The organism is Kitasatospora sp. McL0602 (genome assembly GCF_052076145.1).
In the GTDB taxonomy this organism is placed as follows: Bacteria; Actinomycetota; Actinomycetes; order Streptomycetales; family Streptomycetaceae; genus Kitasatospora.
The window spans coordinates 1,491,157-1,517,796 of record NZ_CP197246.1 but is presented as its reverse complement, the minus strand read 5'-3'; the positions used below and the strand labels follow the sequence as shown (position 1 = coordinate 1,517,796).

The 26,640-nt window shown below is 72.7% G+C and carries 20 protein-coding genes; 12 read left to right on the top strand and 8 right to left on the bottom strand.

Annotation, left to right across the window (positions count from 1 at the left end; genetic code table 11):
- The first annotated feature begins 42 nt into the window (after positions 1–42).
- From ACR68M_RS07015 to ACR68M_RS06985, 7 genes are all read left to right on the top strand, one after another.
- Positions 43–1,704, top strand: a complete 1,662-nt coding sequence (locus tag ACR68M_RS07015; protein ID WP_441249564.1) for an ABC transporter substrate-binding protein — start codon at positions 43–45, stop codon at positions 1,702–1,704.
- Positions 1,701–2,675 (top strand): ABC transporter permease, encoded by a 975-nt coding sequence (locus ACR68M_RS07010; protein WP_441249563.1) that lies wholly within the window; start codon positions 1,701–1,703, stop codon positions 2,673–2,675. The genes ACR68M_RS07015 and ACR68M_RS07010 overlap by 4 nt, the downstream gene beginning before the upstream one ends.
- Positions 2,672–3,547 (top strand): ABC transporter permease, encoded by an 876-nt coding sequence (locus ACR68M_RS07005; protein ID WP_441249562.1) that lies wholly within the window; start codon positions 2,672–2,674, stop codon positions 3,545–3,547. The genes ACR68M_RS07010 and ACR68M_RS07005 overlap by 4 nt, the downstream gene beginning before the upstream one ends.
- On the top strand, positions 3,547–4,551 hold the full coding sequence (locus ACR68M_RS07000; RefSeq protein ID WP_441249561.1) for an ABC transporter ATP-binding protein: 1,005 nt from the start codon (positions 3,547–3,549) through the stop codon (positions 4,549–4,551). Before ACR68M_RS07005 ends, ACR68M_RS07000 begins: the two co-directional genes overlap by 1 nt.
- Positions 4,548–5,387 carry an ATP-binding cassette domain-containing protein gene (locus tag ACR68M_RS06995; RefSeq protein WP_441249560.1) on the top strand — a complete coding sequence of 280 codons (840 nt, stop codon included), beginning with the start codon at positions 4,548–4,550 and terminating at the stop codon, positions 5,385–5,387. Before ACR68M_RS07000 ends, ACR68M_RS06995 begins: the two co-directional genes overlap by 4 nt.
- A 501-nt stretch (positions 5,388–5,888) precedes the next feature.
- Positions 5,889–7,625 (top strand): ABC transporter ATP-binding protein, encoded by a 1,737-nt coding sequence (locus ACR68M_RS06990; protein WP_441249559.1) that lies wholly within the window; start codon positions 5,889–5,891, stop codon positions 7,623–7,625.
- Positions 7,622–9,358 (top strand): ABC transporter ATP-binding protein, encoded by a 1,737-nt coding sequence (locus ACR68M_RS06985; protein ID WP_441249558.1) that lies wholly within the window; start codon positions 7,622–7,624, stop codon positions 9,356–9,358. Before ACR68M_RS06990 ends, ACR68M_RS06985 begins: the two co-directional genes overlap by 4 nt.
- Here ACR68M_RS06985 and ACR68M_RS06980 read toward each other — a convergent pair.
- The 3 genes from ACR68M_RS06980 to ACR68M_RS06970 all read right to left on the bottom strand — a co-directional run bounded on the left by ACR68M_RS06980 (position 9,322) and on the right by ACR68M_RS06970 (position 10,867).
- Positions 9,322–10,140: a hypothetical protein gene (locus ACR68M_RS06980; RefSeq protein ID WP_441249557.1), complete on the bottom strand. Its 819-nt coding sequence runs from the start codon at positions 10,138–10,140 to the stop codon at positions 9,322–9,324. The two genes, ACR68M_RS06985 and ACR68M_RS06980, sit on opposite strands and share 37 nt — an antisense overlap.
- A gap of 83 nt (positions 10,141–10,223) precedes the next feature.
- A complete protein-coding gene (locus ACR68M_RS06975) occupies positions 10,224–10,616 on the bottom strand; it encodes a DNA-binding protein (protein ID WP_441249556.1) in 393 nt (130 codons plus the stop codon).
- Complete coding sequence (locus ACR68M_RS06970; RefSeq protein WP_441249555.1) at positions 10,616–10,867, bottom strand: hypothetical protein; 252 nt, start codon at positions 10,865–10,867, stop codon at positions 10,616–10,618. Before ACR68M_RS06970 ends, ACR68M_RS06975 begins: the two co-directional genes overlap by 1 nt.
- Positions 10,868–11,000: 133 nt before the next feature.
- On the opposite strand from ACR68M_RS06970, the gene ACR68M_RS06965 reads away from it, so the two are divergent.
- Positions 11,001–12,053, top strand: a complete 1,053-nt coding sequence (locus ACR68M_RS06965; RefSeq protein ID WP_441249554.1) for a beta family protein — start codon at positions 11,001–11,003, stop codon at positions 12,051–12,053.
- A 234-nt stretch (positions 12,054–12,287) separates the two neighbouring features.
- Positions 12,288–13,157: an IS5 family transposase gene (locus tag ACR68M_RS06960; protein ID WP_441248160.1), complete on the top strand. Its 870-nt coding sequence runs from the start codon at positions 12,288–12,290 to the stop codon at positions 13,155–13,157.
- A gap of 47 nt (positions 13,158–13,204) precedes the next feature.
- Here the strand turns inward: ACR68M_RS06960 and ACR68M_RS06955 are convergent, their stop codons facing one another.
- Genes ACR68M_RS06955 through mppP form a run of 5 tightly spaced genes read right to left on the bottom strand, consistent with a single transcriptional unit; the run spans position 13,205 to position 17,447 of the window.
- The gene (locus ACR68M_RS06955) at positions 13,205–14,083 is read right to left on the bottom strand and encodes an alpha/beta fold hydrolase (protein WP_441249553.1); all 879 of its coding nucleotides are present in this window, start codon (positions 14,081–14,083) and stop codon (positions 13,205–13,207) included.
- Complete coding sequence (locus ACR68M_RS06950; RefSeq protein WP_441249552.1) at positions 14,083–14,295, bottom strand: MbtH family protein; 213 nt, start codon at positions 14,293–14,295, stop codon at positions 14,083–14,085. The genes ACR68M_RS06955 and ACR68M_RS06950 overlap by 1 nt, the downstream gene beginning before the upstream one ends.
- Before the next feature lie 28 nt (positions 14,296–14,323).
- Positions 14,324–15,121 (bottom strand): enduracididine biosynthesis enzyme MppR, encoded by a 798-nt coding sequence (mppR, locus tag ACR68M_RS06945; protein ID WP_441249551.1) that lies wholly within the window; start codon positions 15,119–15,121, stop codon positions 14,324–14,326.
- Positions 15,118–16,296: an aminotransferase class I/II-fold pyridoxal phosphate-dependent enzyme gene (locus ACR68M_RS06940; protein ID WP_441249550.1), complete on the bottom strand. Its 1,179-nt coding sequence runs from the start codon at positions 16,294–16,296 to the stop codon at positions 15,118–15,120. The genes mppR and ACR68M_RS06940 overlap by 4 nt, the downstream gene beginning before the upstream one ends.
- Positions 16,296–17,447, bottom strand: a complete 1,152-nt coding sequence (gene mppP, locus ACR68M_RS06935) for an enduracididine biosynthesis enzyme MppP (RefSeq protein WP_441249549.1) — start codon at positions 17,445–17,447, stop codon at positions 16,296–16,298. The genes ACR68M_RS06940 and mppP overlap by 1 nt, the downstream gene beginning before the upstream one ends.
- Before the next feature lie 733 nt (positions 17,448–18,180).
- Between mppP and ACR68M_RS06930 the strand changes: the two genes are divergently transcribed.
- The 3 genes from ACR68M_RS06930 to ACR68M_RS06920 all read left to right on the top strand — a co-directional run bounded on the left by ACR68M_RS06930 (position 18,181) and on the right by ACR68M_RS06920 (position 26,626).
- On the top strand, positions 18,181–18,840 hold the full coding sequence (locus tag ACR68M_RS06930) for an ABC transporter ATP-binding protein (protein WP_441249548.1): 660 nt from the start codon (positions 18,181–18,183) through the stop codon (positions 18,838–18,840).
- A 35-nt stretch (positions 18,841–18,875) separates the two neighbouring features.
- On the top strand, positions 18,876–21,494 hold the full coding sequence (locus ACR68M_RS06925; RefSeq protein ID WP_441249547.1) for an ABC transporter permease: 2,619 nt from the start codon (positions 18,876–18,878) through the stop codon (positions 21,492–21,494).
- Positions 21,495–21,706: 212 nt separating this feature from the next.
- A complete protein-coding gene (locus tag ACR68M_RS06920; RefSeq protein ID WP_441249546.1) occupies positions 21,707–26,626 on the top strand; it encodes an amino acid adenylation domain-containing protein in 4,920 nt (1,639 codons plus the stop codon).
- Positions 26,627–26,640: the final 14 nt, after the last annotated feature.

The following is a 26,640-nucleotide window of genomic DNA, read 5'->3' as shown; positions in this document are numbered from 1 at the left end:
CCACACCCCACCGCCCCCACCGAACTCCCGGAGGGAACCCCCATGTCCGCAGACCGTTCCAGAACCACCCCGCGCCGCCTGCTGGCCGGCGTCGTCGCGGCCACCGCGCTCGCCACCAGCGCGTGCAGCGGCGTCGCGCACCCGGACGCCGACGGCGCCGCTGCTGGTGCCGCCGCCTACCAGCTGACGAGCACCACGGCCGACGCCGCGAGTGACATCGACTCCTTCACCTGGTCGCTCTTCGCCGAGCCGACCTCGATCGACTACGCCTACTCCTTCGACTTCCCGCCGAACCAGATCCTCGCCAACGTCTGCGAGAGCCTTCTGCGCTGGAACCCGGACCTGACCACCTCACCGAGCCTGGCCACCTCGTACGCCAACCCGACGCCCACCACCTGGACCTACCGGATCCGCCCCGGCGTGCACTTCCACGACGGCTCGCTGCTCACCGCCGACGACGTCGTCGCCTCGCTGCGCCGCAACCTCGACCCCGAGGTGGCCGGGGACTGGAGCTACCCGTACCGCAACGTGAAGTCGGTCGACCGGACGGGCCCGATGGAGGTCACCGTCACCCTGAAGACGCCGGACTCCACCTTCAACGAGTACATGGCCGCCAGCCCCGGCACCGTCGAGTCCGCCGCCACCCTGGCCAAGGACGGCAAGGACTACGGCAACCCCGCCCGCGGGGTGAACTGCACCGGCCCGTTCGCGTTCTCCTCCTGGACCTCCGGCCAGTCACTGGTGCTCAAGCGCTTCGACGACTACTGGAACCCCGAGCTCAAGGCCAGATCGGGCCAGGTGAAGTTCGTCTTCCTCTCCGACCCGACCACCCGGGTCAACGCCTTCCGCACCGGCGAGGTGGACGGCGGCTGGATGGTCCCGCCGGACGCGTACGGGCAGCTGCGGAGCAGCCAGGCCGGCACGCTCTACTTCGGCCGGAACACCACGGTCGCCGACGAGGTGGTCAGCAACCTCAAGGGCCCGCTGGGTGACCCCCGGGTCCGCCAGGCGCTGCTGATGGCCGTCGACCGCAAGGGCATCGTCAAGGCCGGTGCCGGCGGGGTCGGGGAGGTGGCCGACTCGCTCGTGACCGACAACACCTGGGGAAGCGCACCGGGCTCCGCCGCCGCCGACGCGCGCCGGGCGCTGCCCGCGTACCCGTACGACCCGGCCAAGGCCAAGGCGCTCGCCCAGCAGGCCGGGGTGACCGGCCAGAAGGTGGTCATCGCGACCAGCCCGCTGGACTCCCAGACGACCATCATCACCCAGGCCGTCGCCCAGGCCGCCACCGCGATCGGCCTGAAGCCCGAGATCGACACCATCTCCGCGGACAAGTACACGGCGCTCTTCACCGACCCGGCCGCGCGCGAGGGCATCGACCTCTTCCTGACCTTCTGGTACACCTCGATCACCGACCCGCTGGACATGTACGGCTCGCTGCGGACCGGGGCGTTCAGCAATTACGGCGCCTGGTCCGACCCGGCGTACGACGCGGCGGTCGACCGGGCCGTCGGCGCCTACGATCCGGCCGAGCACGCCGCCGCCACCCGGCAGGTGCAGCAGATCGCCATGGAGCAACTGCCCTGGCTGCCCCTGTACACCGAGCCGGTCAGCGTCTTCCTGGGCAAGCGGATCACCGGCGTCCAGCCGTCCATCGCCTACCTGTACTACCCGTGGGCGGCCCGGATCGGGGCGAAGGGATGACGGCCGTCGCAGCTCTCCGGGCGGCCGGGTCGGCGGCGCGCAGGCTGCTGGGGATGGCGCTGACGCTGCTCGTCACCTCCTTCCTGGTGTTCTCCTCCCTCTATCTGGCGCCCGGCGACCCGGCCGCCTTCCTGGTCCGCGGCCGCAGCCCCAGCCCCGCCGAGCTCGCCGCGATCCGGCACCAGTACGGCTTCGACGAGCCGTTCCCGGTGCGCTACTGGCACTGGCTGGACGGCGTGCTGCACGGCGACTTCGGCCGCTCCTACCTGTTCCACCAGAGCGTCGGCGAGGTGCTGTGGTCGCGGCTGCCGGCCACCCTGCTGCTGGTCGGGGTCGCCACGCTGATGATCGCCGTGGTGGGCATCGGCGCCGGCATCGTCGGTGCCCTGCGGCGCGGCACCCGGACGGGGGCCGCCGTGCTGCTGATGGTGACGGTCGGCGCGGCCGTGCCCTCCTTCGTCGCGGCGATCGTGCTGCGTTCGGTCCTCGGCGTGCGGCTGGGCTGGTTCCCCACCATCGGCAACGGCACCGGGGTGCTGGACCGGCTGCACCACGTGGTGCTGCCCGCGATCGCCCTCTCGGTGACCTTCATGGCCCTGGTGACCCGGGTGACCCGCTCGGCGATGCTCGACGAACTGCGGCGCGAACACGTCGAGGTCGCGCTCAGCCGGGGGCTGCCCCGGCGCACGGTGATCCGGCGTCACGTGCTGCGCAACGCACTCGGCCCGATCGTCACCGTCTGCGGCCTGCTGGTCTCCGGGATGTTGGTCAGCACCGCGATCGTGGAGACCGCGTTCGGGATGTCCGGCGTCGGGTCGCTGCTGGTGCAGTGCGTGGACGAGCTGGACTTCCAGGTCGTGCAGGCGGTCGTGCTGCTGGTCGTCGCCGCCTTCGTCGTCGTCAACACCGTGGTGGACCTGGTGTACCCGCTGATCGACCCGCGCGTGGGCGCGGAAGGAGGAGCCCGATGAGCGCCCTGAGCCCCACCGCGCCCCGCTCCCCGGCGCGTGGCCCGCTGAGCCGGCTGCGGCGGATCGGCGGCGGGCTGCTGCTGCGGGTCTGCGTGCTGATCCTGGGCCTCTTCGTCCTGGTCGCGTTGTTCGCCCCCTGGCTCGCCCCGCAGGACCCGACCTTCGGCTCGCTGGGCAGCACCCTGGCCGGCCCGAGCGCCGACCACTGGCTCGGCACCGACAAGGGCGGGCACGACACCTTCTCCGCCCTGATCGAGGGCACCCGCACCAGCCTGGCCGGCCCGCTCGCCGTGGTGCTCTTCTCCACCGCCCTCGGCGTAGGCGTCGGCCTGTTCACCGCCTGGCGCGGCGGCTGGGTCGACACCGTGGTCGGCCGGCTGCTCGACATCCTCTTCGCCTTCCCCGCGCTGCTGCTGGCGATCCTCGCCGTCGCGCTGTTCGGCAAGGGCCTGACCGCGCCGGTGCTCGCCATGGCCGTCGCCTACATGCCCTACACCGCCCGCCTGGTCCGCAGCCTCACCGCCCAGGAGAAGGTGCGGCCGTACATCGCCGCCTACCGGGTGCAGGGCCACTCCGCGTTGTTCGTCGCGCTGCGCCGGCTGCTGCCCAACATCACGCCCACCGTCCTCGCCCAGTCGACGGTCAACTTCGGCTACGCCCTGCTCGACCTGGCCGCACTGTCCTTCCTGGGCCTCGGCGTGCAGCCGCCGACGCCCGACTGGGGCGCGATGATCAACCAGGGCCAGGCGGCCGTGCTGCAGGGGCAGCCGCTGTCCGCGGTCGTCCCGGCCGTCGCGGTCGTCCTGGTCGTCGTCGCCTTCAACGTCGTCGGGGAGCACCTCGGCGACCGGCTCGCGGGGAGGGAATCCTGATGCCGCTGCTCGTACCGCCGCTGCTCAAACCGCCGTTGCTCTCCTACGAGGGCCTGAGCGTCGCGCTGCCAGGGATGGCCCGCCCGATCCTGGACGGCGTCACCCTGAGCGTCGCCGCCGGGGAGGCCGTCGCACTGGTCGGCGAATCCGGGTCCGGCAAGTCGGTCACCGCCCGCGCGGCGCTGGGGCTCCTCCCGGCCGGGGCCCGGACCGGCGGCCAGGTCCGCGTCGACGGCACCGGCCTGGTCGGCGCGGACGCCGCGAGCCTGCGCGCGGTGCGCACCGGCACGGCGTCGATGATCTTCCAGGACCCCCGGGCCGGCATCAACCCCGTGCGCCGGATCGGCGACTTCCTCGCCGAGGCCCTGCGGGTGACCGGCGGCCGGTCCAGGGCGCAGGCCGACGACCGTGCGCTGGAGCTGCTCGCGGCCGTCGGCCTGCCCGACCCGGCCCGTCACCTGCGCCAGTACCCGCACCAGCTGTCCGGCGGCATGCTGCAGCGCGTCATGATCGCCGGCGCCCTGGGCAGCGACCCCCGGCTGCTGCTCTGCGACGAACCGACCACCGCCCTGGACGTCACCACCCAGGCCGAGATCATGGCCGTCCTGCGGCAGGCGCAGCGCGATCGCGGCCTCGGCCTGCTCCTGATCACCCACGACCTCGACCTCGCCGGCGCCACCTGCGACCGGATCTACGTCATGTACGCCGGGCGGATCGTCGAGACCGGCACCGCCGCCGATCTCCTTGCCGCCCCCCGGCACCCCTACACCGCCGGGCTGCTCGGCTCCTCGCCGCCGCTGCACGGCGGCCCGCAGCGGCTGACCCCGATCCCGGGCGTGCCCATGAGCCTGGCGGAGAGCGCACCCGGCTGCGCCTTCGCGGCCCGCTGCCCGCTGGCCCGTCCCGGTCTCTGCGACCAGTCCCCGCCACCGCTGGAGCCCGCTGCGGCCGGGCAGCACGGCCCGGCGCTGGTCGCCTGCCATCTGAACGAGGAGAAGCGTTGACCACCTCACCGGTACTCCTCCAGGCCGACGGCCTGCGCAAGACCTACCCGACCGGCACGGGGGAACTGGTCGCCGTCGACGACCTCTCCTTCGCGCTGCACGCCGGCGGCGCCCTCGGCATCGTCGGGGAGTCCGGCTCCGGCAAGACCACCACCGCGCGGATGCTGGTCGGCCTGGAAGCCCCGGACAGTGGCGAGATCCTGCTCCAGGGAAGGCCGCTCGCCACCCGGACCCGTGGGCGCGCGGCGCGGCTGGCCCGCGCCAAGGCCGTCCAGATCGTCTTCCAGGACCCGTACCTCTCGCTGGACGCCCGGCTCACCATCGGGGCCACCCTCGACGCGGTCCTGCGCCTGCACGGCCACGCCGACCGGACGGCGCGGGCCGGCCGGGTCCGCGAACTCCTGGCCCAGGTCGGCCTGGGCGACCGCGAGGCGGCCGCCCTGCCCCGCCGGCTCTCCGGCGGACAGCGTCAACGGGCCGCGATAGCACGGGCGTTGGCGGTCTCCCCGGCCGTCCTGGTGTTGGACGAGGCGGTGTCGGCGCTGGACGTGTCGGTCCAGGCGCAAGTCCTCAACCTGCTCTCCGGCATCCGCCGCGACACCGGCATCGGTCTGGTCTTCGTCAGCCACGACCTCGCGGTGGTCCGCTACGTCTGCGACGAGGCGCTGGTGATGTACCGGGGCCGGACGGTCGAGCACCGGCCCGTCGCTGATCTCCTCGGCGCACCTCAACACCCCTACACCCAGCTGCTGTTGGCCTCTGTGCCGCATCCCGGCTGGGACCCCGATGCGATCGGCCGCCGACGCCGCGACCTCGCTGCGGCTCATCCCTCGTAGCGGCCTGCCGTGCTGCGGGTGGACCCTCGTCAGGCCTACCCGCAGCTTCTCTCTGGCGGTCGGGGGAGTGTTGTAGGGGGCGGCCCAGGTCTGGTTGGCCTGGATCGCGCCCGGCGCGAAGCCGCAGTCGTAGAGGTCGACGGGGGTGCCGGTGGTCGAGGTGTCGTCGCCGTAGACGTCCAGGCGGCTGCTGGTGCCGGCCAGCTTCAGGTTGCCGTCCCGGTTGTACGTCCAGGTCTGGTGCCCCGAGGCGGAGCCGCACGGCGCGACGGTGACCCACTGGCCCGTCTGGCCCGCTGGCCCAGGGCGTGGCCGCACGCTTGCAGGAGCAGGCGAATCCGTCGCCTTGTCGGCCCTGCTGGACGCCTTCCCGACCCCGCGTCACCACCGGCCCGGTCGACGCCACCCACGACGGCCTGTTGGAGGAGGCGCCCCGGCACCTGATCGCCACCTGGCTCGGTACCCGCCTCGGCTGAGGCGGCGCCTAAGTAGGCTGTTCGCATGATGGATTCGTACGCTGACCCGGGCGCGCCGGATCACCGAAGTGCGGCGCGTTACCTGTGCTGGCTGACCATGAGTCAGCGTCGGCGGGTCGTGGGTGGTGCGGCGCTCGGCACCGTCTGGATGGTCTGCTTGTTGCTGCCGCCGTACCTCATGGAGCGGGCGATCGACGACGGCCTCCGGGCGGGGCGTACCGGTGTCCTGGCCGGCTGGGTGAGCGCGCTGGTCGCTGTCGCGCTGCTCAACGCCTGGCTGGGCATCATGCGCCACCGGACCATGACGCGGGTGCGGATGGACGCCAACTTCCGGACGGTCAAGGCCGTGGTCGCGCACGCGACCCGGCTGGGGGCGGCGCTGCCGCGGAAGGTCTCGGTCGGCGAGGTGGTCAGCATCGGGACGGGCGATGTCGCGCAGATCAGCCAGACGCTGACGATCACCGGCCCGGGTGTCGGCGCCGTCATCGCGTACCTCGTCGCGGCGGTGCTGCTGCTGAAGGTCTCCGGCCTGCTCGCGGCCGTCATCCTGCTCGGGGTGCCGCTGCTCGCGGTGGCGGTCGGGCCGCTGCTGGGGCGGCTGCAGGGTGCGGAGGCGGAGTACCGCGAGCAGCAGGGTGTGCTGACGGCCCGGATCGGGGACATCGTCGGCGGCATGCGCGTCCTCAACGGCATCGGCGGCAAGGAGCTGCTGGCCGGCCGCTACCTGCGCGGTTCACAGGCCCTGCAGCGCGAGGGGTACCGGGTCGGGGCCGTGGCCAGCTGGATCCAGGCGCTCGCGGTCGGTCTGCCCGCCCTCTTCCTCGCCCTGGTGACCTGGCTGGCCGCCCGGATGGCCGCCGAGGGCAGCATCACGCCCGGCACCCTGGTCGCCGTCTACGGCTACGTCGCTGTCCTGGTGGTGCCGGTCTCCTCCTTCATCGAGGGCGGCTACGACCTCACCCGGGGCCTGGTCGCCGCCGGGCGGGTGGTCAGGATGCTCGACCTGACACCCGCCGTCGAGGACGCCGCGACCGTCCGCCCGGCCCCTGACGCCCCGTCGGCCCTGCACGACCCCGACTCCGGCGTGGCAGTGGCCCCCGGGCGGCTGACCGCGATCGTCAGCGCCCGCCCGGCCGACTCCGCCGCCGTGGTCGACCGGCTCGGCCGCTACAGCGAATCCGCCGCCACCTGGGGTGGCGTCCCGCTCGCCGACGTCGCCCTGGCCGAGGTCCGCGAGCGAATAGTGGTGGCGGACAACGACGCCGACCTCTTCTCCGGCCTGCTGCGTACGGTGGTCGGGGGCCAGGCCGAGCGCGCCGACGCGGCCATCGCCCAGGCCGTCCGGGACGCCGCCGCAGCCGACATCGTGCAGGCGCTGCCCGACGGTCTCGACACGCCCGTCGAGGCCCAGGGCAGCAACCTCTCCGGCGGGCAGCGCCAGCGGCTTCGGCTCGTACGCGCCCTGCTGGCCGACCCGGAGGTGCTGCTGCTGGTCGAGCCCACCTCCGCCGTGGACGCCCACACCGAGGCGGCCATGGCCGCCGGGCTGCGCCGGGCGCGGGCCGGACGCACCACCGCCCTCACCTCGACCTCCCCAGTCCTGCTGGAGCGGGCCGACACCGTCTGCTACCTCGCCGACGGCCGCCAGGTGGCCGCCGCCCCGCACCGGGAGCTGCTCGCCGCGGAGCCCGGCTACCGCGCGCTGGTGGCACGTGGCGACAGTGAACCGACCGCCGCGCTCTCCGAGGAGGCCGTCCGATGACCGCTCAGAGCGAAACGGGCCGGCTCCCGATCGCCGAGCCCGCCGAGGTCCGCCGGGCCGCCGTGCGCCTGGTGCGCCAGGACGGCCGTGCGTTCGTCGGGCTGCTGGCCCTGGCCGGGCTGGCCGCAGTGGCCGGGCTGGGCAGCCCCTGGCTGCTCGGCCGCATCATCGACGACGTCAAGCACGGCGCCGGGGCCGGCCATGTCGACCGGCTCGCCCTGGGCATCCTCTGCTTCGCGCTGGCGCAGCTGCTGCTCGGCCGCTTCGCCCGGTACGCCGGGCACCGCTTCGGTGAGCGCACCCTGGCGCGTATCCGTGAGCAGTTCGTCGAACGGGCCCTGGCCCTGCCCGCCTCGGTGGTCGAGCGCGCGGGCGCCGGTGACCTGATGACCCGTGGCACCGCCGACGTCACCACCGTCGGCACCGCTCTGCGCGACGCGGGGCCGGAGGTCTTCGTCGCACTCGTCCAGGCCGTCTTCATCCTGGCTGCGATGCTCGCGGTCAACGTGCTGCTCGGCCTGTTCGGGGTGCTCTGCCTGTCCGGGATCTGGTTCGCCACCCGCTGGTACCTGCGCCGCGCCCAGGCCGGCTACCTCGCCGAGGGCGCAGCCACCTCCGCGCTCGCCGAGGTGCTCGGCTCCACCGCCGCCGGGGCCCGCACCGTCGAGGCGCTCAGCCTGCAGGATCGCCGGATCGCCGCCACCGCCGAGGCGATCGAGCGCAGCAGGCTCACTCGTACCCACACGCTCAACCTGCGCACCGTGCTCTTCCCCGTGGTCGAGTTCTCGTACATCGCCCCGGTCGCGGGCGTCCTGCTGCTCGGCGGCGCCCTGGGCGACACCACCGCGGTCATCACCTGCGCCCTCTACTTCTGGAAGCTCGCCGAGCCGCTGGACAGGGTCCTGTTCTGGATCGAGCAGCTCCAGCGCAGCAACGCCTCGTTCGCCAGGGTCGAGGGCGTCGGCCAGGTCGACGCGCCGGTGGTGACCGGCAGCGAGCAACCCGTCGGCGGCCGGATCGACGTGGTCGGCGTCCGGTACGCCTACCAGGGGGAGCGGGACGTCCTGCACGGCGTCGACCTGACGGTCCGCCCGGGAGAGCGACTGGCGGTGGTCGGCCCCTCCGGTGCCGGGAAGTCCACCCTGGGCCGGTTGCTGGCCGGAGCGGAGGCACCGCGCACCGGCCGGGTGACGGTCGGGCAGGTGCCCGTCGCCGAGCTGGACCCGGCGCAGCTGCGTCGGCACGTCGTGCTGGTATCGCAGGAGCACCACGTCTTCCTGGGCACCGTCCGGGACAACCTCCTGATCGCCGCGCCCGGCGCCACCGACCGGGAGCTGCACGCGGTGCTGGCCGCCGTCGACGTCGACTGGGTGGACGAGCTGCCGGACGGGCTGGACACCGAACTCGGCTCCGGCGGGCACCGCCTGGACGCCCAGCAGGCCCAGCAACTCGCCCTGGCCCGGGTGGTCCTGGCCGATCCGCACACGCTGATCCTGGACGAGGCGACCTCCCTGCTCGACCCGACCACGGCCCGGCACACCGAGCGCTCGCTGGCGGCCGTGCTCAAGGGCCGCACGGTGATCGCCATCGCCCACCGCCTGCACACCGCGCACGACGCGGACCGCGTCGCGGTCATGGACGGCGGCCGGATCACCGAACTGGGCAGCCACACCGAGCTGTTGGCGGCAGGCGGCGGCTACGCGGCGCTGTGGAAGTCCTGGCACGGCGCCTGACGCGCCGCCGGCTTCGTCTGCAGCCGACCGAGGCCCAGCTGAAGGGCGAGCGTGCAGGCGACGGCAGTGCCGAACGCGGCGCCGCCGCCCAGTGGTTCGGCGAGGACGGCGACCAGGAAGCAGAAGGCGGCGAAGCCCCAGAGGCCGCGCAGGACACCGCGCAGGGTCGCTGCCGCCACGGCCGGCCCGCCCTGGGCGAGCGCGAAAGTGGCGACGACGCTGGTGCCGATCGGGAAGGGCGCGAGCACCCCCGTCAGGTCGGGCCCGAGCTGCGCGGCGGCGGTGGTCAGCGCCGTGACCAGCAGCGCCGTGGCCGCGGCGCGGGCCGGGAGATCCCAGCGCGGTGGCGGCGGCACCGCCGGTACGTGGTCGGTGCTGGTCCGGGCGAGCGCCTTCACGCCGCAGGCGGTGGCGGCCAGGGACAGGCAGAGCGCGACCGGCGCAGGCACCGGGACCAGCGAGAGCACGAGGTCCGCGACGAGGCAGGCCGCCCAGGCCAGCGGCAGCGTGACCGCCCAGCGCCCCGTCCGAGGCATCCGGGCCAGCAGGGCGAACACGACCGTGAACAGCGCCAGCGACACCAGCCCCAGCAGCGACGCCCCGGCCGCACGCGCGACGAACCCCGGGCCGTGCTCGAGGCAGGTGATCCCGAGGATCGGCCCGGCCACGATCGGCAGAGCGACCAGAGTGCCCGCCAGCCCCGGCCCCCAACGGCGCCCGGCCAGCGACGAGGCGACCACGAGCGCGGGCGCGAGGAGCAGCTTCAAGATCAGTATCGGCACTGGCGTCATCCTGGCACACCCCGACCTGTCCACCTCGCGCCGGTGGTGAGCCGACCGCACAGTTGATGGTGCGTCGCCGGCGCTCAGACCTTGATCACCTCGACGGAGGGTCCGCAGAGGAGTGCCAGGTCCTCGGGGTCGGAGGTGAGGACGGTGACCGGTGGCGGTGAGGTGCGGGCGATGGTGGCGAGGACGGCGTCGATGGCGTACTTGTGCCCGTGCAGGTGGTGGGTGCGGAGCAGCGCGGCTGCCTGGTCCGCGATCTCTCCGGTGACATCGAGGATGTCAATCCGCGAGAGGACCCACCTGATCCGCGCGCGGTGGATGCGCTCGTAGTCGGCCTCGACTGTCGTCATGGCTGTGGTCGCCACCCGTACGCCTTCTTCGGCGGCAGCCTGGACCAGGGCCATGACGGTGCGGTCCTTGAGGTAGAGCTTGGACAGGCCCTCACTGTCCAGCAGAAGGGTGCCGGGCATCAGGCGGCGGCCCCGCCCACCTGGCGGTGATCATGGCGCAGCAGTGCTCGTGCTGCCTCGATCTCGGCGCGGGTCAGCGCGTCGTTGTCGGTCTCGAAGTCCGCGACGATCTCCCGGAGCTTGTCCATGGCGACGCGCTGCTCAAGGGCCTCGGCGACGTATGCGGAGAAGCCACCGGGACCGACTTGGGCGCGGACAGTCTCGGCAAGGTCCTCGGGCAGGCTGATCGAGTACTTCTTGCTACTGCTCATGGTCCCGATGCTACCACTGGTAGCAGTGATCGATCAGGGCCGATGCGTTCTGGTGGGGCGGCAGTCCGTGTCGCACACTGACCGGGTACGGCGGTTCCGGGTAGCGCACGCGCGGCACTCTGGGGGGAAGCCGATGGAGTACGTACCGATCCTGCACGGCAAGCTGGGCGAGTTCCTCGCACTGCGCAACATCGGCCCCGAGGTGCAGGCGCGGATCCGGCCGGTGCTCGAAGTCGTCCCGGACCTGCAAGTGGCCGATGTGGTGCAGAACTTCGCGGGGCGGATCGGCGAGCATCTGCCCAACGGCCTTGTGGTGACGGTGGACTGTGGGCGTCTCTGGGAGCGGGGTGCGGTCGGCACGGGGTTTCGCGGCCACGCGATGCGGTGGCTGAGCGAGTCCTTCGAGCAGTGGCTCCACCGGCTCATCCCGGCCTTCCGAACAACTGACGCGGAAGGTGCTCTCGATGAGATCCGCGTGGTGCAGCTCGCGCATGGCGCAGGCGGCTGCCTTCGCCTCGACCTGCGTGACCTGCCGGCGACGCGGGACGAGCTGACGGGCTCCGTGCTCAAGGCCCTCGACGTGGTCGCGTTGGACCCTCGGGCGGTCGATCTGCTGCTGGACGCGGGCTACCTCCCCGACGCGGACGCGGTCACGAGGCTCGCCGCGCGGGCGGTGGGGGTGCTGGACTGGGCCCGCGCGCTGCCGTGGCGTCATGTGACGCTCGCCGGTGGTGCCTTCCCGGCGACGCTGCGGCGGATCACGCCGCACGTGATCACGGCGGTACGCCGCTTCGACGTGGACCTGTGGCAGCGGGCCACCGCCCGACTCGGCGGGCAGCTACCGGACTTCGGCGACCACGGCGTCACGCACCCCGCGCCGCCCGCAGGCGGGCGCGGCGGCCGAGCGGCTCCGGCCAACCTGCGCTACACCAGTGGTCGCCACTGGCACGTGGTCAGAGCCGTCGGCATGGCGGGCGTCGACGCCGTCCGGATCTGCAGACAGCTGACCGGATCCGACCTCTGGCCCGGCGACCCGACGGCCGTGTCGTGGGGGGACGGTGAGATCCACGACCGGGCGGAAGGGCTGACCGATCTCCCCGGCAACTCCACCCAGCGGCGTGCCTGGGAGACCTCGCACCACCTCGCCGTGGTGGCCCGCTCGATCGCCGAGTCCGGCAGCCCGTGAGAGGTCGTTTTCATCTGTTCCACCCGCATATAGGTCAATTCTCGGAGAGCGTGGGCGTGGTGCGGAAGAGGCGGCAGGTGTGGCTGGGGTATGGGGGTCGGACGGGGTGACAGTTGGGGCAGAACGCGGTTTGCGCCTGTCTCATCCCAAGACGTCCGGCCTTCGTGACTGCGTGCTTCTGGTGCCATCGACGCACGCCTGGGCGCACTCGGTCCGCGGCGGTACGCCGAAAGCATGCCGACGCGACGCCCGTATCCGAGTGATCTGTCCGATGCCCGCTGGGAGTTGATCGAGCCGGTCCTGTCCGCCTGGCGCTTCGAGCGCCGCGGCCGGGCACTGGACTTCGGCCGGCCACCGGAGCACGACCTGCGCGACATCATGGACGCGATCCTGTACGTGGACCGCACCGGCGTCCAGTGGCGCTACCTCCCACACGACTTCCCGCACTGGAACACGGTCTACGGCTACTTCGCGAAGTGGCAGCAGGAAGGCGTGTTCACCCAGCTCAACGGCCTGCTCAGGCAACTGTTGCGACAGAAGGAGGGCCGGGACGGCGAACCGTCGGCCTGCGTGATCGACGCCCAGAGCGTCAAGACCTCCACCAGCGTCCACGCCTCCACCCAGGGCATCGACGCCGGAAAGAAGATCGTGGGCAGGAAACGCAGCATCGTCGTCGACACACTCGGCCTCCTGCTCGCGGTACGGGTCACCGCGGCCAGCGTCCAGGACTCCGTCGCCGGCACCCGGCTCCTCGACCAGGTCGCGGCCGAACACCCCGGCATCCGCAAGGTGTGGGTCGACGGCGGCTACCGCCAATACCTCGTCGAACATGCCGCCACCCTTGGCATCGACCTGGAAATCACCACACGCACCCCGGGGACCAGGGGATTCACCCCGATACCGAAGCGTTGGGCAGTAGAGCGAACCTACGGATGGCTCATGCTCCACCGCCGCCTGGCCCGCGACTACGAAACCCTCCCAGCCCGCTCCGAAGCCATGATCCACCTCGCCATGACCGACCTCATGGCCCGCCGCCTCACCGGCGAGAACACCATCTCCTGGCGCGACCCGACACCACAGACCAAACAGCTGATACCGGGATAAAACATGGGGAGAAAACGACCTCTGACGGGCCAGGGCCAGTGCCAGGTTCAGGGGCTGGCCACCAGGGGGCCGTGGGGCGCGGTGCGGCTGGTCGGGATGCCGTCGAAGAATTCGAGGATCTGCCGGTTCACCTCGTCCGGTTGTTCCAGGTACCCGTAGTGGCCCGCGTGGGTGATCAGCCGGTGGGTGGCGCCGGGGATGGCTCGGGCCACCTCGGCGACCAGGTGCGGGGGAGTGACCAGGTCGTCGGCGAAGCCGATGACCAGGCAGGGGGTGGTGATCGCGGCGTAGGCGGTGAGGCGGCCTGGGTCGGGCTTGATGGCGAGTTGGTGGCGCAGCCCGGGGCCGGAGGTCAGTGACTGCTCGAAGACCGACAGCCAGTCGGACACCTCGAGGTCGTCGTTGAGCGTGTGCGGGGAGAGGTTCTCCAGCGCGCGCAGGGTCGCGTGGTAGCGGGGCGGCAGCGTGATGCCGGAGTCCAGCAGCTCGATCTCGGCCCGCGCGGCGGCGGCCCGCAGCTGGTCGTCGCGGCCCCTGGTGGCCATCAGTACGGCGGCGGTGGCCAGGTCGGGCCGGGTCAGCAGCAGCTCCTGCACCACGTGCGCGCCGAGTGAGGTGCCCACCAGGCGGCACGGCCCGAGGTCCAGCTGCTCGATGAGCCCGGCCAGGTCGGCTGCGAGATCGCCGACCGAGAAACCCCCCACGCCGGGATCGCTGGGGGGCACGCCCCGGGAGTCGTACGTGATCACCCGGTAGCCGGCCTCGGTGAGCGCCGGTACCTGGTAGAGGTGCCATGCCCGGCCGCGACCGCCCGCGCCCATGACCAGGACGACCGGCTCCCCGCCGGCCCGGCTGCCGCCGTCCCGGTCGCGGGGTGCCCGGTCGTCGTAGTGCAGCTGTGTCCCGCCGACGGTCGCGACGGCCATCAGCGGGTGGCCATCCGCTCGGCCAGGCTCTTCGGGCGCATGTCGGTCCAGTGCTCCTCGACGTACGCGAGGCAGGCCGCGCGGTCGGTGTCGGGCAGCACGACCGACCACCCGTCGGGAACGGCGGCGAACGCGGGCCAGAGCGAGTGCTGGCCCTCGTCGTTGACCAGCACCTTGAAGGTCGCCTCGGGGTCGTCGAACGGATTGCTCATCGTCTGCTCCTACAGGGGTGATGGGTGGTCAGCTGAGGGCCTGGCCGGAGACGAGCGTCTCGGCGTACCCGAAGACGTGGCCGCGCCCGACCGAGACCGGCCGCAGCGATGCGTAGTCCGCGTCGAGGTTGTCGAAGATCTCGAGGGTCGCGTCGCCCGACCACACCTCGGAGAACTCGACCCCGGTGACGGTCGAGGTCACCAGCCCGACGGGCGGCTGCTCACCGTCGAGCCACGGCGGCTGGACCCGGCTGTGCACCAGCGGCACGGTGTGCAGCTCCGGCGGTTCGGCGGCCAGCTCGGTCACGCTCACCGAGGCCTGGGCGATCCGGCGGCCGCCGGTCGAGGCGGTGCCGTGGTACGTGCCTGCGGCGGAGCCCAGCGGCCCGGCCTTGCCGACGCGCATCGGCCGGGTCTGGTGCACCTCACCGAACTGCTTCGGCATCCCCTGCACCCAGCCGCGCAGCAGCGGCACGGGCTGGTCGACCCAGGCGTACGGGCACCGGGCCAGCCGGCGGCCCCGGTACTCGCAGCCGAGCAGGATCAGGAACTCGCTGAACTGGCTGGCGCCCGGATCGGCCAGCTCGGCGCCCGGCTCCGAGCACCACTGCCAGTGCGCGAAGACCGCCGCGGCCTGCCCGGGGTCGACGCCCGGGTCGAGCTCGGGCGGCAGGAACGCCGCTGCCGCCGCCGGATCCACGCGGTAGTCGACCATGACCACCTCGCCGGAGAAGTGCCAGGGCGGGGGAGTGAGCGCGGCCGAGGTGCCAGACGGGGAGAGCGGGAGGCTGAAGCCGCGCAGGCTGCTGACGAGGGGACTGATCATCGGAGGGTTTCCTCATTTCTCCAGGCGGCAGCGAGCCGCGCGGCTGCCTCCGCCAGACGGTCGGGCGAGTTGAGGCTGTACGCGAGCCGCAGGTGGGTGCCGTCCGCGCTGCCGAAGCGGGAGCCCGGTGCCACCACGACGCCTGCCCGTTCGGCGGCGGCGAGCAGCGACTCCTCGCTGCGCCACGGGTCGAAGGTCAGCCAGACGAAGTAGCCGCCGGCCGGGCGGTCGATGACGACCGACTCGCCCAGGCCGGCCCGCAGGGCGGCCACGAGCGTCTCGCAGCGCAGCCGGAGTTGTTCGCGCAGCCAGGCCAGGCGCCGGTCGTAGCGGCCGTCGCCGATCAGCATGGCCACGGCCAGCGAGGTCAGGTGGTTGAGCGCACCGCCGCTGACCAGCTGTCCTCGGTTGGTCAGCGTGTCGATCAGACCCGGCTCGGCCTCCAGCCAGCCGAGCCGCAGGCCCGGCCCGAGGGTCTTGGCGAACGACCCGAGCCGGATCACGCCCCGCCGCCCGGCCAGCGCGGCGAGCGAGGGCGGCGGGGCGGTGCGGCCCAGGCTCAGCTCCGCGTACGCGTCGTCCTCCACGATCGGCACGCCGTGCCGGGCGGCGACGGCGAGCAGCTCCCGGCGGCGCGACACGCCCGCGACCGTGCCGGTCGGGTTGTGGAAGGTCGGCGTCAGGTAGACGAACGCCACGTCGTCGCCGTGGGACAGCGCCCGGTCCAGGGCCTGCGGCCGTACGCCCTCGCTGTCGGCGTCCACCTCGCGCAGGCGCAGACCGTGGTCGGTCATGATGCTCCGGGCCAGGTCGTAGCAGGTGTGCTCGACCACGGCGGTCCGGCCGGGCCGGCCCAGGGCGGTGCACAGCAGGGTCAGCGCCTGCGAGGTGCCGGCGGTGACCATGATCTCCTCGGCCGTGCAGCCGTGCCGGGCGGCCAGCAGGGCGCGCAGCGGCTCGGCTCCGGCGTTGTGGCCGTAGCTGAGCGCCGCCGGGCCGAACTCGGTGAGGGCCTCCGCGTAGAGCGGGAGCACCTCGTCGACCGCCAGCAGGCTCGGCTCGAGGTAGCCGGGGCCGAGGTCGATGACGCCGGGTGGGGAGACGGCCTGCACCACCCCCGCACGCCACCAGCGGGCGTGCGGGAGCGAGGAGACCGTCGTGTCGGGTGGAACCATCAGCGGTGCCGCTCCGGCGTGTCGAGCAGGGCCGAGCGCAGCACCTCTGCGCCCGCGAGCAGGGTGGAGGGGTTCCGGGAGAGGGCCAGGCGCAGCATCCGCTCGCCCTCGTTCGGCCTCGCCCAGTGGAACTTCTGGCAGGGCAGCACGTAGAGGTTCTGCGACCGGACGGCCGACCAGACGTCCATGCCCATCCGCGAGCCGACGTGCAGGCGCTCGACGCTGACCCGGGCCTGCTCGTCGACGAAGCTGATGTCGGGCACGCCTGCGAGCTCGGCGCGTACGAGGGCCCGGTGCTCGGCGATCGTGCGGTGCAGCTCGGCGAGGCCGCCGTCCGCCCCGTCGTCGGAGAACCGCTTCACCATGAGCAGGATCAGCGGCGAGGTGCCGAGCAGGATGTCCGAGTGGATCTTCTCGATCGGCAGGTCCACGTTGGCCGAGCGGGCCAGCCAGCCGATCTTGAGTTCGAGGGTGGGCCAGAGCTTGCCGGTGTCCTCGATGACCACCCAGCGGCAGCCGCTGGCCTCGAGCACGGCGTAGTGGTCGAACTGCGCGGCGGTGTCGAAGCCGCGGAACGAGGTGTCCAGCGCCAGCACGACGTTGTACTCGGCGCACTGCTCGGCGAGCCTGCGCAGGCGGGCCTCGGTCATCACCCGCCCGGTGGGGTTGTTCGGCGTGGTGATGAAGACGCAGCCGACCTGTTCGAGCAGCTCGGCCGGCAGGTCGTCGTCGTGGGCCTGCTCCTCCTCCACCGGGATGAGCTTCAGGCCGACCCCGGCCAGGATGTCGGGGATGTTGTCGAACGTGGGGTGGAGCAGCGCGATCGCGTCGGAGGTGGTGACCAGCGAGCGGGCGAGGATCTCCATGGCCAGCGAGGACGAGTAGCAGCTCAGCGTTCGCCCGGCGGCGAAGGGGTGGCTGTGCTGGCCGAGCATGCCGAAGAACGACTCGGCGGCCTCCTGCTCGATCTCGGAGACCGGGCGCATGATGGCCTCGGCCCACATGTCCGGCAGCTCGGCGACGATCTTGCTCTGCGCGGAGGTGAGTTGCTGGCGGGCGTGCCCGTCGGCGAGGTTCATCGAACTGTCGAGGGCGAGGGTCTCGAACTGGGTCAGGTTCTCAGCGGAGACCGTCGGCTGAATTCTGTTCACAAGCACCTCTCGTGTGAGTGTCAGGCGTGTGCTTGGAGCCACGGCGGGCGCCGGGACTCACCGGCGCTCGGGCGCCGGGATAGGAATCGGGTGACATCTGTCAACAGAAGGTGAACCGGGGGAGCACGGGCTCGGCATCGTCGGTACGGCCCGCGTGGCCAGGTGCGGACCGACCCGGGGAGATCGAACACGGTCGACCGGAGCTGCGAATAAGCCTGCAGGGCGGGCGCTTTTCCGGATTCGCGGGAATCATTGTTCGCATGATTACCCGGTGGTAAAGGGCCCCTGGTTCGTCGAGAAGTATTCCGGTGTGCGCGACCGAGCGGCCATCTTGTTGACCGCAGAGTGAAACCCCCAGCTCGGAGCCGCTTCCCGGGCTGCTCGGGGGCCTCCGGGCGGGGATGGCCTGGCGCGGACGTGACCTGACGGTCGGTCAGGGCGTCGCTGGGGTGTTCGGGCCGGCCCCAGAAGTTCACCTGCCGGAGGTCAAGATCTGGTCAGGAGATCCGCTGGGTCGGACCCGAAGAAAAGAGCGCAGGTGGGAGCTATTGCCGGCGGGTCCTCGACGCGGAGTTGAAGATCGTCTTCCGCTGGAGACGGGTTGATCGGGTACGGCGTCAGGCGGTAGCGTTCCCCGCAAAGTGGGGAAGGGTGAGCAGTGACTAATAGGTATGCTCTCTTATTGGAATCCGTGACAAAAATCTACGGTTCCGGGCGTAATGCGGTAACGGCCTTGGACGACGTGACGATAGGCGTACCGCGCGGGACATTCGTCGCGATCATGGGGCCCTCGGGCTCGGGTAAGAGCACGTTCCTGCACTGTTCGGCGGGTCTGGACAAGCCCACGAAGGGCGGTGTCGTCCTCGGCGACACCCGGCTGGCCGGCCTGGACGAGGAGCAGCTCACCGAGATCCGCCGGGAGCGGGTCGGGTTCGTCTTCCAGGCGTACAACCTGCTGGACTCGCTCACCATCGCCGACAACGTGGGCCTGCCGTTCCGGCTGGGCGGTGGCCCGGTGCCCCTCGACCGGGTGCGCACCGAGCTGGCGAACGTCGGGCTCGCCGACATGGAGGACCGCTACCCCGGGCAGCTCTCCGGCGGTCAGCGGCAGCGGGTGGCCATCGCCCGCGCCCTCATCACGGGGCCCGACGTGATCTTCGCCGACGAGCCGACGGGCGCGCTCGACACCCGTAGCGGCAAGCAGATCCTGCAACTGCTGCGGGGGGTCGTCGACCGGGCCGGCCAGACCGTCGTGATGGTGACCCACGACCCGGTCGCCGCCTCGCACGCGGACTCGGTGACCTTCCTGGCCGACGGTCGGCTGGCCGGCGAGCTCATCGGGCCGACGCCGGACAAGGTGGCCGACCGGATGACCAGGCTGGGTGAGTGGTGAGCCGCAGGAGCGACGCCAAGACGGCGGATCCGCCGGTGGGACCGAAGCTCAGCAAGCGGGCCGCCAGGAAGGCGGCGAAGAAGGCCGACAAGAAGGCCGCCAAGCTCGCCGCCAGGGTCGCGAAGAAGAAGGTCCGCACGCTCTCGCGCCAGAACCTCTCGCTGGCCTGGAGCACGATCCGTGGCCGCAAGGGCAGCTTCGCGGCGGTGCTGATCGCCGTCGCGGTCGGCTCCGCCGTGATCACCGCCTGCGGTGTGCTGCTGGAGACCGGCATCAGCTCGGGCGTCCCGGCCGAGCGGTACGCGCGGGCGGCCGTGGTCGTCGGCGGCTACCAGGCCATGCCCGTCGAGGGCGACAACGACCCGAGGCTCTCCGAGCGGGTCAGACTGCCCGCCGACACGGTCGCCAAGGTCGCCGCGGTCAAGGGCGTCGAGCACGCGGTCGGGGACATCAGCGTCCGGATGAGCGTCCTCAAGAAGGCCGCCGTCCTGGACGGCCCGCCCGTGTACGGGCACGGCTGGTCCGCCTCGGTGCTGGCGCCGTTCACGCTGCGCGCGGGCAGTGCGCCGCAGGCGGCCGACGACGTCGTGCTCGACAGCGACCTCGCCCGGCGGGCCGGGGTCAGCGCAGGGGACACCGTCACGCTGGTGGCCGGGTCGGCACCGGGGTCGTACCGGGTCAGCGGCGTCGCCGAGCCCTCGGTCTCGTTCGACCGGCAGTCGGCGGTGTTCTTCACCGACGACCGGGCGGCGCAGCTCTACGGCACGACCGACAGGATCGACGCGGTCGGTGTGCTGGCCGCGAAGGGGACCGACCCCGGTGACCTCGCCGACCGGATCAACAAGGCCGTGCCCGGGGCGGCCACCTACACCGGCGACGACCGCAGCGATGTCGAGACGCTCGACGTCGGGCAGATGCGGTCGTTCGTCGTCGAGGTGGCCAGTGCGTTCGGCGCCACCATGATCCTGCTCGTGGTCATCGTGGTCTCCGGCACTCTGGCCCTGTCGGTGCAGCAGCGCCGCCGTGAGCTGGCCCTGCTGCGGGCCGTCGGCGCCACCCCCCGGCAGGTGCTGCGCATGATCGGCGGCGAGGCCGTGATCGTCGGCGGGATGGGCGCCGTGCTCGGCGCCGTCCCCGGCATCCTGCTCGCTTCGCTGCTGCACAGCGTGTTCACGGCGGTCGGCGCGCTGCCGCCCGGGTTCTCCCTGGTGACGACGCCGCTGCCGGTGCTGTTCGCGGTGCTGGTCTGCGTCCTCGCCGCCCGGATCGGCGGCTGGCTCGCGGCCCGGCGGGCCGCGAAGGTCAGCCCGGTCGAGGCGCTCGGCGACGTGGCCGTGGAGCCGAAGAAGCTCGGCTGGGTCCGGCTCACGATCGGCGTGCTGCTCGTGCTCGGCGGCCTGGCCGTCGCGATCGTGCTGCCGATCGCGCTGCCCGGCGAGTCGGCCATCGACGGCGCCGCCAGCTCCGCCCTGGTGCTGGTGATCGCCGTCGGCCTGCTCGGGCCGAAGCTGTTCGGCGGCGTAGCGGCGCTGCTCAGCCGTCGCCGTGCAGGCGGTGTCACCTGGTTCCTGGCCGTCGCCAACTCCAGGGCTCGGGCGCGCCGGCTGGCCTCCGCCACGACCCCGCTGATCATGGGCGTGACCATGGCGTCCGCCCAGCTCTTCAGCGCCACGACGCTCGCCGCGACCGCGCACGACCAGGTCGTCGACGGCGTGATCGCCGACCACGTGGTGACCTCCGACAGCGCGGGGATCTCACCCGAGCTGGCCGACGTGCTGCGCGGCGTCCCCGGCGTCCGCACGGTCGGCCCGGTCGCCCGGACCTCGACGATCCTCACCTGGCCCGACGGCGACGCCATCCAGTACCGGGTCTCCACGGCGCAGGGCGTCGACCCCGCGGCCGTGCCGGACACCATGAGACTGGACGTGCTGCGCGGCGACCTGAGCGCCCTCACCGGGCCCACGGTCGCGCTCAGCCGGCTCGTCTCCGGCACGGTCGGCGCCGACGTCGGCGGCAGCGTCGACGTGCACCTCGGCGACGGCACCGTCGAGAAGGCCAAGGTGGTCGCGGTCTACGAGAACGGGCTCGGCTTCGGCGACGTCACGCTGCCGCACGACGTCGTCCTCGCACACACCACCGACCACCTCGACCAGTGGCTGATGGTGAACTCCGACCCGAAGGCGGACCTGGCAGCGGCGCTGAAGCCGTACCCGACGGTGGGCCTGCACGACGCCGAGGCCGTCACGGTCGCACCGACCGACAGCGCCGACAACGGGATCAGCCTGGTGCTGAACGCCGTACTGCTGGGCTACCTCGGCATCGCCGTCGTCAACACGCTGGTCATGGCGACGATCTCCAGACGCGGCGAGTTCGCCCTGCTGCGCCTGGTCGGCACCCGCACCAGCCAGGTCCAGTCGATGATGCGTCAGGAGGCGGGCATCATCGTGCTCTGCGCGATCGTCGTCGGCACGGTCGCCGCGCTGCCGTCGCTGGTCGGGATGAGCTACGCGATCCGGCACACGGTGTTCCCGTCCATCCCGCCGCTGACCTATCTCGGCATCGTGGTCGCGGCCGCGCTGATCGCCTGGCCCGCCGTGATGGTGCCGGCCCGGCTCGCACTGCGTCCCCCGGCCGTGGAGGCGATCTCGCGGTAGCAGTGCCGGTGACGCAGGGCCGGTGACGTCCGGCCGCTTTCGCAGGTGAGGCGTGGCTCCGGCCACGCCTCACCTGTTTTTCGTACCCCCGTGGGCCCCGCTTCCTCACCGCTTTCCTCACCGCTCAAGAACGTGGAGCCGGTAGGCCTTCGCAGGCGAAGCTCGACCGCCGACAGATCCGCGCGCCACGCGTCACCAGTGGAGGGCCGAGCATGTCCCACGGTTTTGACAACACACCCGCCAACCCGGCGAGCCGGGCCGTCCACCACGTCGTCGCCGCGCACGCCCGGCGGGCCCCCGACGCGCCCGCGCTCGTCGACGCCGACGAGACCGTCACGTACGCCGAGTTGGACGAGCGCGCCAACCACCTGGCCCACCGCCTGGTCGCCGCGGGGGTGACCACCGAGTCGCGGGTCGGCATGCTGATGGGCCGCTCGGGCCACTCGCCGGAGACCGTCGTCGCCATGCTCGCCGTGCTCAAGGCGGGCGGGGTCTACGTGCCGCTGCACGAGAGCTACCCCGAGGACCGGGTCCGCTGGATGCTCGCCGAGACGGCTGCGGTCGTGCTGATCGCCGACCGTTCGACCGCCGACCGGGCGGCGACCGCCGGGCCGCCGGTCCTCGTGGTGGACGGCGCGGACGGTGTGGACGGTGCCGGCCAGGGCCGACGCCCGGACGCCCCGCAGGTGGTCGTCGACGAGGAGCAGCTCGCCTACATCATCCACACCTCGGGCTCGACCGGCCGCCCCAAGGGCGTCTCCATCACCCACCGCAACATCGTGGCGCTGGCCGGGGAACGCCACGTCCGGGCCGCCTTCGGCCGGGCTGCGCTGTTCAACGCGCCGATCGCGTTCGACGCCTCCACCTTCGAGATCTGGCTGCCGCTGCTCAACGGCGGCCGGGTCGTCATCGGGCCCGCCGAGTTGACCGCGCCGGTGCTGGCCGGGCTCATCGCCGAGCACGGCTTCGACGCGGTCTTCCTGACCTCGGCGCTGTTCCGGCTCTTCGCCGAGGAGAGCCCCGGCTGCTTCGCGGGGGTGCGCGAGGTCTGGGCCGGCGGCGAGGTGCTGTCGGCGACCGCCATCGAGCTGATGCAGCGCGCCTGCCCGGACATCACCTTCATCAACGTGTACGGCCCGACCGAGTGCACGGTGCTGGCCACCGCGCACCGGATGACGCCGGAGGACGCGCGCACCCGGTCGACGGTGATCGGCACGGCCCTGGAGGACACCGAGGCGTACGTGCTCGACGAGCTGCTGCGGGCCGTGGAGCCGGGCGGTGTCGGCGAGCTGTACCTGGCCGGTGACGGTACCGGCCGGGGCTACTTCGAACGCCCCGCGCTGACCGCCGAGCGCTTCGTCGCCAACCCGTTCACGCCCGGCGACCGCCTCTACCGCACCGGCGACCGGGTGCGGCTGACGGAGGACAGGCTGATCGAGTTCCTCGGCCGCACCGACCACCAGGTCAAGATCCGGGGGTTCCGGATCGAGCTCGGCGAGATCGAGGCCGCGCTGCGCGGCTGCTCCGGCGTCACCGACGTCGTCGTGCTGGTGCGCGAGAGCGGCCCGACGCGCAGCATCGTCGCCTACCCGACGGGGCCGCAGCCGCTCGCGGAGCGGGAGCTGCTCGGCCGGCTGGCCGAGCGCCTTCCGGCCTACATGGTGCCCGCGCGGATCGTCTGGATGGACCGGCTGCCGATCAACGCGAACGGCAAGGTGGACCGGCCCGCGCTGCCCGAGCCCCCGGCCGACGCGGAGGCCCACCGCGAGCCGAGCACCGACACCGAGCGCGAGCTCGCCGCGATCTGGGCCGAGACGCTCGGCGTCGAACGCGTCGGCACCCGGGACGACTTCTTCGCCCTCGGCGGCGACTCGGTGCTGACCATGAAGATTGTCGCGCGGGCCCGGACCAAGGGGCTGGTGCTGAGCACGGCCGACGTCTTCGCCCACCCGACGGTCGAGGCGCTGGCCGGCACGGCGACGCGGCTCGCCGAGGCCCCTGCGGCCCCGAACGCGGCGCCGCAGGCGGGCAGTTACCCGCTGACCTCGATGCAGAGCGGCATGCTCTTCGACACCCTCATGCTCGACGACCCGGCGCTGCACCTGGTGCAGTTCGTCGTCCGGCTCGGCGACGTCACCGACCCCGGCCGCCTCGGCGAGGCCTGGCAGCAGGCCACCCGGCGGCACGCGGTGCTGCGGACCGAGCTGCGCTGGGCCGATGTCGAGGAGCCCGAGCAGGTCGTCCGGGAGGAGGTCACGCTGCCGGTCGTCCAACTCGACTGGAGCGCCCTGCCGGAGGCGGAGCGCGCCGTGCGGCTGCGGGAGCTGCTGGACGCCGACCGCGCCGCCGGGATCGACCTCACCCGGGCGCCGCTCAGCCGCGTCACGGTCGTGCGGCTCGGCCCGGACACCGTCGAGCTGGTCTGGACGATGCACCACGTGCTCACCGACGGATGGAGCTCCGCCGAGCTGCTGCAGGACGTGATCGACGGGTACCGGGGCCAGCCGGTGCCGGCCCGGCCACCGTTCCAGGACTTCGTCCGCTGGCTCGCGGGCCAGGACCTGACCGCCGCCGACGAGTACTGGCGCGGCCGGATGGCCGGCTTCACCACCCCGGTGGCCGTGCCCGGCGACCGGCAGCCGGCCGAGGGCCACCGGCCCACGGCCAGGCGGTCGGTGCAGCTGACCGTCCCGGCGGAGACGGCCGCGCGGGTCTCGGCGTACGCGCGGCGCACCGGGCTGACCACCAACACGCTGATCCAGGGGGCGTGGGCGATCCTGCTGGCGCGCCTGAGCGGCGAGCGCGACGTCTGCTTCGGCACCAGCATGTCGGTGCGGCCGGCCGAGCTGCCCGGCATCGAGTCGATGGTCGGCATGATGATCAACACCCAGCCCGTCCGGGTCCGGGTCGGTGACGAGGAGCAGACCCGGCCCTGGCTCGCGGAGTTGCAGCGCGAACAGGCCGTGGCACGCGAGTTCGGCTACGCCCCGCTGAACCGCGTGCAGTCCTTCGCCGACGTGGCACCCGGGGCCGCGCTGTTCCACACGGCCGTGGTCTTCCAGAACTACCCGTTCGACCGCGCGGTGGTCCGCGCCTTCGACGTCGAGTTCGCCACCAACTACCCCCTGGCGCTGAGCGTCTTCCCCGGCGAGTCGCTGGTCATGCGGCTGCTCTACGACGAGACGGTCTTCGAGCCGGACACCGTGGAGCGGGTCGCCGCGCGGCTGGTCACGGTGCTGGACGGGCTGGCCGACGAGTCCGCGCCGAGCGTCGGCGACGTGACCGCGCTGACCGGCGCCGAGCGGGAGCTCATCCTCGGCGAGTGGGGCGTGGCCGCTCCCTCCGAGTACTCCGTCGAGCGGCGGGTGCACCAGCTCATCAGCGAGAGCGCCGCCCGACGGCCGGACGCCGTCGCCGTCGAGCGCGGCGACCAGCGGCTCAGCTACGCGGAGGTCGAGGAGCGCTCCAACCGGCTCGCCCACCACCTGGCCGCCCTCGGCGTCGGCCCGGACGTGCTCGTCGCGGTCTCCGTCGAGCGCGGCCCGGACTTGGTCGTCGGCGTCCTCGGCACGCTCAAGGCCGGTGGCGCGTACGTGCCGATCGACCCCGACTACCCCGCCCAGCGCGCCGCCGCGATCCTGGACGAGGCGCGCCCGGCGGTGGTGCTCACCCACGCCCGTCACCGCGACGTCTTCGCGGGCACCACGACCCCGCTCGTCCTGCTCGACGAGGACTGGCAGGCCGTCGCGGCCCGCCCGGCGACCGCTCCGGCCGACCACGGCAGCCCCCGCGATCTGGTCTACACCGTCTACACCTCCGGCTCGACCGGGAAGCCCAAGGGCACCATGGTCGAGCACCGGTCCATGGTCAACACCATCGAGGCGGTCACCCCGCTGCACGTGCGCCCCGGCAGCCGGATCTACCAGCTCGCCCCGATGAGCTTCGACGCCGCCTCGCTCGTCCTGCTCAGCACGCTCGCGGGCGGCGCCACGCTGGTCGCCCCGGTGACCACCGGGACGTACAGCGGCGCCGAACTGATCGAGCAGCTGCGCGAGGCCGACGTCACCGCCGTCACCGGGGCGCCGACCGTGCTGCCGGTGCTCGACCCGGCGGCGCTGCCGCACCTCGAGTCCATCCTGTGCGGCGGCGAGGTGCTCACCCCGGACGTCGCCGCCGCGTGGTCACCCGGCCGCCGTCTGCTCAACGGCTACGGCCCCAGCGAGTGCGCCGTCGCCGCGACGCTGTTCGCCGTGGAGCCCGGCGCCCGGTACGACAACGTCCCGATCGGCAGACCGATCCCCAACACCAGCGTCCACGTCCTGGACGACCGGCTGCGCCCGGTGCCGCCCGGCGTCACCGGGGAGCTCTACCTCGGCGGCGCCGGCGTGGGCCGGGGCTACGTCGGGCGGCCGGACCTGACGGCGGAGCGCTTCGTCGCCGACCCGTTCGGCGGGCCGGGCACCCGGCTGTACCGCACCGGCGACCTGGTCCGCTGGCGGCAGGACGGCCTGCTGGAGTTCGCCGGCCGGGCGGACGACCAGGTCAAGATCCGCGGCTTCCGGGTGGAGCCGCGCGAGGTCGAGAACGTGCTGCTGCGGCACGAGGCGGTGGCCGAGGCCGCCGTCGTCGTCCAGGCCGACGGGGCGGGCAAGCGGCTCGTCGCGTACGTGGTGCCGCGCACCGGCACGCCGACCGCCGACGAGCTGCGCGCCCACGTCGCCCGGCACGTGCCCGCCTACATGGTCCCGGCCGCCGTGGTGTCGCTGACGGCGCTGCCGATCAACCGCAACGGCAAGCTCGACCGGGCGGCGCTGCCGGTGGCGCAGACCCGCCCGGACGAGGACTCGTACGTGGCGCCGGCCAACCCGACCGAGCAGGCCCTCTGCCGGATCTGGGGCGAGGTGCTGGACGTGCCCCGGGTGGGCGCGTACGACAGCTTCTTCGACCTCGGCGGGGACTCGATCAACGCGATCCGCCTGGCCGTCCGGATGCGCACCGCGTTCGGCGTGCCGGTCTCCCCGAGGGACCTGTTCGAGCACCGCCGCGTGAGCGACCTCGCCGGGGTCGTCGAGGAGCGCATCCTCGCAAGCCTGACCGCCCTCTCCGGTGCCGAAGCGCCCGGCCGGATCTGACCCAGGAAGGAACG